The following is a 6,646-nucleotide window of genomic DNA, read 5'->3' as shown; positions in this document are numbered from 1 at the left end:
CGTGTGTAACTGCCGGAGCGGGGGCGCGCGCTGGCGGAGCAGGTGGTGCCCCCAATCGAGCGGCTGCGGGTGGGATTCGCCGCCCCCGGGGGGGGGGCGCCCTCGGCGGACCGGCCGATGCGGGTCGGCTTCCAGTGCGTGGTGTACGAGCCGGTGGCGCGGGCCGTCGCGGGTCTGCCGGAGGGTTCGGTCCAGCTCGTCGAGCTGCCCTGGGGGGATCCGTTCTCCCGGCTGGCGCAGGGCGACGTCGACCTCGCCATCGTGCTCGCGCCGTGCCGGGAGCCGGGGCTGCGCGTGCTCATGGAGTTCTCGCGGCAGCCGGTCCGCATCGCCCTGTCCGCCGCCCACCGGCTGGCCCGGGCGGCCGGGGTCTCCGCCGGGGACCTGGCCGGGCTCGGGCTCATCGAACCGCGCGGCCCCGCGCCGGACTACTGGCGCCTGGCGAACGCGCCCCGGCGGCTGCCCGACGGGCGGGACCTGGCGTACCCGGCGGGCGCCGCCACGCTCCAGGAGGGGTTGTCGACGGTGGCCAGCACCGCGCAGGGCCTGCTGCTCTGCGAGGCGAGCGTGCGGTACGTCCAGCGCCCGGACATCCGCTACCTCCCGGTGCCCGACCTGGAGCCGTCGACCCTGCTCGTCGTCCGGCGGGAGCGGGCGGTGCACGGGCTGACGGAACGTTTCCTCGGGCTTCTCGCGGAATCCGTCGGCTGACCTGTCGCGCCGTTTCGCCGTAGGGCTTCCCTGTGCCTTTCCGCGCCCCCTTACGCCTCCAGGCTCCTCGCGGCGTCGCGGATGACGTCGAGGACGAAGGCCGGGTGCGAGAGCATCGGCACGTGGCTGCTGTCGACGGCGTAGGTCTTCGCGCCCATGCGCTCGGCGGCGGCCCGCTCCAGGTCGGGGTGTACGGTGCGGTCGTCGTTCGCGACGATGTACCAGCTCGGCTTCGTGCGCCAGGCGGTGCCGGGGACCTGCTGGGTGAACAGGTCGGCGACCGGTACGGCGCCCGTCGCGAGGACGAGCTTCTGCTCGGTCTCCGGCAGATCGCCGCAGAAGTCGCCGAGGCCCGACTCCTGGAGCCAGATGCGGCCGTCGGCGACCTCGATGTTCTTGAAGACGGGCGTGCCGGGGAACTTCTCCTGCTGGCCCTGCGAGGTCTCGTCCTCGTCGGGGGCGAGCGCCGCGATGTACACCAGGGCGCCCACCCGGTCGTGGACGCCGGCCTTGGTGATCAGGGTCCCGCCGTAGGAGTGGCCGACCAGCACGACCGGTCCCGGCACGCGATTGATCGCGCGGGTGACGCACGCGACGTCGCCTTCGAGCGAGTCGAGGCCGTGCTGCGAGCTGAGGACCTCGTGGCCCTCGGCCTGGAGCGCGGGGATGAGCCTGCCGAAGCACGACCCGTCGGCCCAGAGCCCGTGGGCGAAGACGATGCTGGCCTTGCCGGTCATGTGATGTCCTCCTGCGTAGGTGGCGGGCCGCGACGGCGCCCTACGCCGAGTATCCTGTCGATCACTCATCGTGGCAATCCGCTCTCCCTCCGGCCCTCCCGTCCGCTAGCGCCGCGGCCGGGAGGCGACGGCGACGAGCAGCCCGGAGGCCGTCGCCAGCGCCGCCGCGAGGAGCACCGCGCGGTTCCCGGCGTGGTCGATGACGAGGCCGCCCGCCAGGGAGCCGACCGCGATGCTCGCGTTGAACACGCCCGCCCACAGTGCCCCCGAGGCCTCGATCCGGGCCGGGTCGGCGGTGCGGACCCAGGTCTGCGTGGAGACCGACACCCCGCCGTACGACGCGCCCCAGAGGACGAGCGCGAGCACCACCGTCACGACGCTGCCGGTGAGGACGGGCAGCAGGCCGGTCGCCAGCGTGACCCCCGCGAGGGCGGCGGTCACGGCCGCCCTGGGGCTGCGGCCGGCGAGCGGGCCGAGCGTGAAGTTCCCGGCCACGCCCGCGAGCCCGTACACCAGGAGGCAGGCCGCGATGACGCCGGTGCCCAGGCCCGCGTCGGCTTCGAGCACCGGGCGGACGTACGTGTAGCCGGCGAAGTGGCCGAGGACGACGAGCGTCGTGACGGCCAGCCCGGTCGCGACGCCCCGGTGTCGCAGCACACCCGCGATCCCGTCGAGCCGGCCGCGCTCGTGCACGGGCAGGGCGGGCAGCGTGCGCGCGAGGACGGCGGCGCAGGCCACGCCGAGGAGCGCGAGCGCCCAGAACGCGGCGCGCCAGTCGAGCAGCGCGGCGAGGTAGGTGCCCAGCGGGACGCCGAGGACGGAGGCGATCGAGACGCCGGAGAAGACCATGGTGGAGGCGAGGGCGATCCGCGGCCCGTCGACGAGGCGAGGGGCCAGCCCGGGCACGAGCCCCCACACGATACCCATCGCCAGGCCGAGCAGGATCCGGCCGGCGACCAGGACGGTGAAGTCGGGGGCGATCGCGGTCACCGCGTTGGCGACGGCGAGCAGCAGCATGTGGCCGACGAGCACGCTCCTGCGGTCGCGCAGTCCGATGAGGGCCGGGACGAAGGGGGAGACGCCCGCGCCGATGAGCCCGGTGATCGTCAGGGAGAGGCCGGTGACACCGTCGGTGACGGAGAGGCTGTCCGACATCGGCGTCAGCAGCCCGACCGGCATCATCTCGGCGGACACCACGGTGAACGTGCTCAGGGCGACGGCGACGACGGGGGACCAACGGGCCGCGGTGGAAGGCGAGTTGGCTGGAGCGAGGACTTCCGCGTTCTTCATGGCCCAAGCTCATCAGCCGGCCCGGGGGCGAGCAAGATCGATCAGCTCATGCATTGATTAGCACGGCTCATGAATCACGCCCGGCCGCGGTGCCGCCCGTGTCGGCGAGACGGGCGGCACCGCGGGGACTCACTCCGCCGGGGCGATCCGGTACCCGCCGCGCGCCGAGTACAGCGTCAGCGCCTCGACCGGACAGAAGTCGACCGCCTCGGTCAGTTCGGCCGTCAGCTCCGCGCCGTCCCCGCCGTACCCGGCCACCGGCTCGGCCAGGCCCTCCGCCCCGAGCGCCAGCGAATCGGGCGCGCTGAGGGCGCACATGCCGGAGCCGATGCAGCGGTCCCGGTCGACGCGGACGACGACCGTCTCGGCGCCCGCCTCGGAGCCGGTCTCGGCACCCGTCTCTGGACCGGCCGTCACCAGGCCACCTGCAGCGAGTTCGGACTGCGGGTCAGCAGCCCGCGCCGCCAGTCGATCGAGCCGGCCGGGTCGGTGAGCCGCAGCGAGGGCAGCCGGCGGGCCAGCCGGTGCAGGGCCAGTTCGAGCTCCATCCGGGCCAGCCACGCGCCCAGGCAGTGGTGTGGCCCGGCGCCGAAGGTGTACATCGGCGCGACGAGCGGGGAGAACAGCTCGGTCAGCAGGTCCCCGGTGAAGACCTCCGGGTCCATGTTGGCCGCGCTGGTGTCGGCGGCGACCACGCTGCCGGCCGGGATGACCACCCCGCCGATCTCGACCTCCTCCACGGTGCGCCGCAGCAGGCCGGGGAAGTAGTCGGTGTCCCCGAGCGGCACGGCCCGCAGCAGCTGTTCGGTCGCGGCGGCGGCGCTGGCCTCGTCGGCGGCCAGCCGCTGCCAGGCGTCGCGCCCGTCGCCCAGGAGGTAGACGAGGGCGTTGCCGAGGGACGTCATCGTGGTCTCGTGCCCGGCCACGACGAGCCCGATCACGAGCGTGACCAGCTGCCCCTCGGTGATCGAGCCGTCCTCGGCGGCGGCCACCAGCAGGCTGCTGACCAGGTCCTCGCCCGGGTCGGCGCGCCGCTCGGCGATCACGGCGGAGCCGAATTCGGCGAACTCGCCCATCGCGGTGACGATCGCCTCGGCGCTGTGGGCGGTGGTGGAGAGCGCGTGGTCGCTCCAGTGGGCGAGCCGCTTGCTGTCCAGGTTGTCCAGCCCCATCAGCCGGCTGATCACCGCGACCGGCAGCGGGCGGGTGTAACCGGCGACGATGTCGGCCGGGTTGCCGTGGTCGATCAGCTCGTCGATCAGGCCCTCGATCACCGAGGCCACCCAGGGCCGCCAGCGCGCGATCGCGCGCGGCGTGAACGCCCGCTGCACGGTGCGGCGCAGCCGCTGGTGCTCGGTGCCGTCGATGTTCAGCATGCTGTTCGGATCGTCCAGCAGGTTGGGCGCGTTGGTGAGCGGCGGCGCGTCCGGCGCGTACAGCGGAGCGCGGCCGAGCCGCGGGTCGGTGAGGACCTGCCGCACGTCGGCGTGCCGGCTGACCAGCCAGACCGGGGTGCCGGTGGGCAGCGCGGAGAGCCGGGGCGGACCGGCCTCGGCGTGGCGCGGGCAGTGCAGCGGCGTGAGCGGGGCGGTGCCGGTGCCGGCACCGGTCGCACTGTTCTCGGCGGACATCCGTACTCCAGACTCCAGGGCGGTGGGCCGCGCGGGCGGCTCGGCTCTGGCCGGCGGGTGGGACCGGGATCGGACGGGACCGGGGTCCGGGTACGCGGACCCGGCCGACGGGTGGGACCGGGTGGGACCGGGGCGGGCGAGGTCGGGCGCGCCGGTCGTGCCGGGGCGCGCCGGTCGTCACGGGAGTGTGCTGAGCGTCATCGCGTGGACCGCTTCTGCTACGACCGTACGTGGGCGGCGGTCCGCGCGTCTGCGGTACTTCCGGCCAACGCCGATGCTTTCCGGGCACTTCGGCGCGCACGCACGGGCGCCCGGCGCCCTCCGTGCGCCCCCGGCCGAGCTGGGCCGCGATCGGCTCCGGGTATGCCGCCGTCATATCCCGGGACCTGGGCGGACGGTGATCCGGTGACCGGACCCGCCCGCCGGGCGGGCGCGGGCGTGGACGATACGCTTCGTGGGCAAGTGGTTCGACGCAGGTCACGCCGGGTGCGACGGCGCCCCGGCCGACGGAGGTGGAAACGGATGGCCCAGCAGGTCAAGGCAGTCATCGCGCGTGCCAAGGGCGCGCCCGTGGAGGTGACCACGATCGTCGTGCCGGACCCGGGGCCGGGCGAGGCCGTCGTCCGGATCCAGGCCTGCGGCGTGTGCCACACCGACCTCCACTACCGCGAGGGCGGGATCAACGACGAGTTCCCGTTCCTCCTCGGCCACGAGGCCGCGGGCGTCGTCGAGTCGGTCGGCGAGGGCGTCACCGAGGTCGCCCCGGGCGACTTCGTCGTCCTCAACTGGCGCGCGGTGTGCGGCCAGTGCCGGGCGTGCCGGCGCGGCCGTCCGCAGTACTGCTTCGACACCCACAACGCGAAGCAGAAGATGACGCTGCTGGACGGCACCGAGCTGTCCCCGGCGCTCGGCATCGGCGCGTTCGCCGAGAAGACCCTCGTCGCGGCCGGCCAGTGCACCAAGGTCGACCCGGCCGCCGAGCCGGCCGTCGCGGGCCTGCTGGGCTGCGGCGTGATGGCGGGCCTCGGCGCCGCGATCAACACCGGCGGCGTCGGGCGGGGCGACTCGGTCGCCGTGATCGGCTGCGGCGGCGTCGGCGGCGCGGCGGTCCTGGGTTCCCGGCTGGCGGGCGCGGCGCGGATCATCGCCGTCGACATCGACGACCGCAAGCTGGAGACGGCCCGCGGCCTCGGCGCCACCCACACCGTCAACTCCCGTACCACCGACCCGATCGAGGCCATCCGCGAGCTCACCGGCGGCCACGGCGCGGACGTCGTCGTCGAGGCGGTCGGCCGCCCCGAGACCTACCGGCAGGCGTTCTACGCGCGCGACCTCGCCGGCACCGTCGTCCTGGTCGGCGTGCCCACCCCGGAGATGACGCTGGAGCTCCCGCTGCTCGACGTCTTCGGCCGCGGCGGCGCCCTCAAGTCCTCCTGGTACGGCGACTGCCTGCCCTCCCGGGACTTCCCGATGCTCATCGACCTCTACCTCCAGGGCCGCCTGGACCTCGGCGCGTTCGTCACCGAGACCATCGAACTCGACGCGGTGGAGCAGGCGTTCGAGCGCATGCACCAGGGCGACGTGCTCCGCTCGGTGGTGGTCCTGTGACCGTCCGCGTGGACCGTCTCGTCACCTCCGGTGTGTTCGAACTCGACGGCGGCAGCTGGGAGGTGGAGAACAACGTCTGGATCGTCGGCGACGACACCGAGGCCGTGGTGATCGACGCCGCGCACGACGCCGACGCGATCGAGGCCGCGCTCGGCGGGCGCCGACTGCTGGCGATCGTCTCCACCCACGCCCACAACGACCACGTCGATGCCGCCCCCGCGCTCGCCGAGCGCACCGGCGCGCCGATCCTGCTGCACCCCGACGACCTCCCGCTGTGGAAGCTCACCCACCCCGAGCGCCTCCCGGACGGCGAACTCGCCGACGGCCAGCGGATCGAGGTGGCCGGCACCGCGCTGACCGTCCTGCACACCCCCGGCCACGCGCCGGGCGCCGTCTGCCTGCACGCCCCGGAGCTCGGCACCGTCTTCACCGGCGACACCCTCTTCCACGGCGGGCCGGGCGCGACGGGCCGGTCGTTCTCGCACTTCCCGACGATCATCGACTCCATCCGGGACCGCCTCCTCACCCTCCCGCCCGAGACGGTGGTCCGCACCGGCCACGGCGACCCGACCACGATCGGCGCCGAGGCCCCGGCCCTGCCCGAATGGATCGCCCGCGGGCACTGACGCCCGGCGGCGCCCGGGGGGGGGGGCCCCCCCCCGGGGGCGT

The 6,646-nt window shown here is 74.5% G+C and carries 7 protein-coding genes; 3 read left to right on the top strand and 4 right to left on the bottom strand.

The genetic code is table 11. From position 1 onward, the window contains the following. Positions 1-45 precede the first annotated feature (45 nt). The gene (locus ACFV4F_RS39700) at positions 46-711 is read left to right on the top strand and encodes a LysR substrate-binding domain-containing protein (protein WP_380510242.1); all 666 of its coding nucleotides are present in this window, start codon (positions 46-48) and stop codon (positions 709-711) included. Between the two features lie 50 nt (positions 712-761). Here ACFV4F_RS39700 and ACFV4F_RS39695 read toward each other — a convergent pair whose 3' ends face one another. The 4 genes from ACFV4F_RS39695 to ACFV4F_RS39680 form a co-directional block, all read right to left on the bottom strand. Next, on the bottom strand, positions 762-1,448 hold the full coding sequence (locus tag ACFV4F_RS39695) for an alpha/beta fold hydrolase (RefSeq protein ID WP_380439229.1): 687 nt from the start codon (positions 1,446-1,448) through the stop codon (positions 762-764). Between the two features lie 105 nt (positions 1,449-1,553). Continuing rightward, the gene (locus tag ACFV4F_RS39690) at positions 1,554-2,738 is read right to left on the bottom strand and encodes an MFS transporter (RefSeq protein WP_380510239.1); all 1,185 of its coding nucleotides are present in this window, start codon (positions 2,736-2,738) and stop codon (positions 1,554-1,556) included. A gap of 129 nt (positions 2,739-2,867) precedes the next feature. After that, a complete protein-coding gene (locus ACFV4F_RS39685) occupies positions 2,868-3,155 on the bottom strand; it encodes a ferredoxin (RefSeq protein WP_380510236.1) in 288 nt (95 codons plus the stop codon). Continuing rightward, positions 3,152-4,369, bottom strand: a complete 1,218-nt coding sequence (locus ACFV4F_RS39680; protein ID WP_380510233.1) for a cytochrome P450 — start codon at positions 4,367-4,369, stop codon at positions 3,152-3,154. Before ACFV4F_RS39680 ends, ACFV4F_RS39685 begins: the two co-directional genes overlap by 4 nt. A gap of 522 nt (positions 4,370-4,891) precedes the next feature. Here ACFV4F_RS39680 and ACFV4F_RS39675 point away from each other — a divergent pair. Then, positions 4,892-5,977 carry an S-(hydroxymethyl)mycothiol dehydrogenase gene (locus ACFV4F_RS39675; RefSeq protein WP_380510230.1) on the top strand — a complete coding sequence of 362 codons (1,086 nt, stop codon included), beginning with the start codon at positions 4,892-4,894 and terminating at the stop codon, positions 5,975-5,977. After that, positions 5,974-6,603, top strand: a complete 630-nt coding sequence (locus ACFV4F_RS39670) for an MBL fold metallo-hydrolase (RefSeq protein ID WP_380510227.1) — start codon at positions 5,974-5,976, stop codon at positions 6,601-6,603. The genes ACFV4F_RS39675 and ACFV4F_RS39670 overlap by 4 nt, the downstream gene beginning before the upstream one ends. Positions 6,604-6,646 lie beyond the last annotated feature (43 nt).

Origin of the sequence: Kitasatospora sp. NPDC059722, assembly GCF_042733235.1 — a bacterium.
Taxonomy (GTDB): Bacteria; Actinomycetota; Actinomycetes; order Streptomycetales; family Streptomycetaceae; genus Kitasatospora.
The sequence above is the reverse complement of the archived record's forward strand: the minus strand, read 5'-3'. Positions and strand labels throughout refer to the sequence as shown.

Bases quoted from the DNA above. Each gene is read 5' to 3' on its own strand.
- ACFV4F_RS39695 (WP_380439229.1), bottom strand. From the start codon at position 1,448: ATGACCGGCAAGGCCAGCATCGTCTTCGCCCACGGGCTCTGGGCCGAC.
- ACFV4F_RS39690 (WP_380510239.1), bottom strand. From the start codon at position 2,738: ATGAAGAACGCGGAAGTCCTCGCTCCAGCCAACTCGCCTTCCACCGCG.
- ACFV4F_RS39680 (WP_380510233.1), bottom strand. From the start codon at position 4,369: ATGTCCGCCGAGAACAGTGCGACCGGTGCCGGCACCGGCACCGCCCCG.
- ACFV4F_RS39675 (WP_380510230.1), top strand. From the start codon at position 4,892: ATGGCCCAGCAGGTCAAGGCAGTCATCGCGCGTGCCAAGGGCGCGCCC.